Raw genomic sequence first — 1312 nt, forward strand, 5'->3', positions numbered from 1 at the left:
AAACAAGATGTCGCAGGTTCGATTCGGTGTCAAGACTATGATGTCTCCATAGCTCAAAGGATAGAGCAGCAGCCTTCTAAGCTGAGAGTTCCGGGTTCAAGTCCTGGTGGAGACGTGAAAATTTTTGTAAATTTTAGAGGAGGTGATTGTTTTCATTGTTATTGTTTTTTCAAGCTAAACAGCGATCGCGTATCGGCGTGACCTAACTATCAAGAGCCTACATACTAAGTACGAGAGGAATGGTGCTACCCTCAAATGGGTAGGCGCGTGGGAAAGGGAAAAACGAAGAACCCGGCAGGTTGGCTTAGAGGTAGCCATCCTTTAAAGAGTGTGTAACAACTCATCGGCGGAGTCCCTGAGTATCTGAGAAAGCGCAATGCTCTGATAACTTGCACGCTATCGGCGCGATCGCCTAATCGCTATTTTTAATTACTAAGTTATCATCTCATGACTATCTATTTCTATGGCAGCCGTACTCAACCCTATGGTTGCTTTTCTAACTTTTCTCCACATGGTTTTGAGTTAGACGGCTATTGGTGGACAACGAGCGAACATTATTTTCAAGCGCAAAAGTTCGTTAATACTGACCCTGCTTGGTTTGAGAAAATCCGTACAGCGAAAACACCAAAAGACGCAGCGAAAATGGGGCGATCGCGCGAACATCCTTTGCGTCTTGATTGGGAACAAGTTAAGGACGAAATCATGTACCAAGGTGTCCTGAAAAAGTTTACCACTCACCCAGAATTGCGCGAAATTCTTCTTGCCACAGGCGATAATTTAATTGTCGAAAATGCACCTGGTGACTACTACTGGGGCTGTGGGAAAGATGGTAGCGGTAAAAACAAATTAGGGCAAATTTTAATGCAAGTACGAGAAATTTTAACTCAGCAATAACTTTTTCTGGGGACTTGGTGTAACGGGAACATACGACTCTTGCACAGTCGGGATAGGGGTTCAACTCCCCTAGTTTCCACTCAATTTGGTGTTTGAAGTCGAAGTAGTGGAGACGCTAGCCTGTGAAGCTAGTTATTAGCGGGTGCAACTCCCGTCAGACACCCTCATGGAAGGTGCTGCCGAATGGATGGCAAGCAGTTTTGAAAACTGTAGTACGGCAGCGATGTCGTAGGAGTTCGATTCTTCCACCTTCCTTTTTCCACCGGAAGCCGAGAAGCGAGGCACTGTGCTGATAACGCAGAGGTAGAAGGGGCAGTACCTTCCCGTGGATTTATTCCTCGATAGCTCAATGGTAGAGCATCCGGCTGTTAACCGGAGGGTTCTTGGTTCGAGTCCAAGTCGGGGAGTTTGTCAGTTA

General features: G+C 46.1%; 1 protein-coding gene and 4 tRNA genes. All 5 read left to right on the top strand.

Annotated elements, in window-relative coordinates; translation table 11 throughout:
* Nucleotides 1-42 precede the first annotated feature (42 nt).
* Nucleotides 43-115, top strand: a tRNA-Arg gene (locus G3T18_RS24485).
* Between the two features lie 332 nt (nt 116-447).
* On the top strand, nt 448-894 hold the full coding sequence (locus tag G3T18_RS24490) for an NADAR family protein (RefSeq protein WP_224413217.1): 447 nt from the start codon (nt 448-450) through the stop codon (nt 892-894).
* Between the two features lie 8 nt (nt 895-902).
* Nucleotides 903-973 (top strand) — tRNA-Ala (locus tag G3T18_RS24495).
* A gap of 89 nt (nt 974-1062) precedes the next feature.
* Nucleotides 1063-1149: transfer RNA gene (locus G3T18_RS24500), tRNA-Ser, on the top strand.
* Nucleotides 1150-1229: 80 nt separating this feature from the next.
* Nucleotides 1230-1301 (top strand) — tRNA-Asn (locus tag G3T18_RS24505).
* Nucleotides 1302-1312 lie beyond the last annotated feature (11 nt).

It is taken from the genome of Oscillatoria salina IIICB1 (assembly GCF_020144665.1).
Classification (GTDB): Bacteria; Cyanobacteriota; Cyanobacteriia; order Cyanobacteriales; family SIO1D9; genus IIICB1.

Excerpts from the sequence above, each read along its gene's own strand:
- G3T18_RS24490 (WP_224413217.1), top strand. The coding sequence starts at position 448 with ATGACTATCTATTTCTATGGCAGCCGTACTCAACCCTATGGTTGCTTT.